This window comes from Cohnella sp. GbtcB17, assembly GCF_019091135.1.
GTDB lineage: Bacteria > Bacillota > Bacilli > Paenibacillales > Paenibacillaceae > Cohnella.
The window spans coordinates 1-259 of record NZ_JAGXJW010000315.1; the positions used below are offsets into that span (position 1 = coordinate 1).

1 pseudogene is annotated in these 259 nt (G+C 58.7%); it reads left to right on the plus strand.

The annotated features are described in order from the left end of the window. Positions 1 to 259 (plus strand): annotated as a pseudogene (locus KVT38_RS33835) (virulence-associated E family protein); the annotation flags it as partial.

Here is a 259-nt window from a genome sequence, read left to right on the forward strand (position 1 = left end):
TATCGGTTGGCGCCTGGAAGGGCGTGCTGGCTTACGACGCGTTCGGCAATACAGAGGTCATCGGGGGGCCGCTGCCGTGGCGCGGCCGGCTTCGGCCAGTAGACAGCTATGAGCCGTGGCTCGGCGAAGACGACGTCCGACGGGATCATTGGTTCGATAAAGTATATAAGATCAAATCAGGCGTCACCATCAAGAAGGCGTTCACGGAGGTTACGCGCAAGAACAAGTTCCACCCGATCACGGGTTACCTGGAGTCACA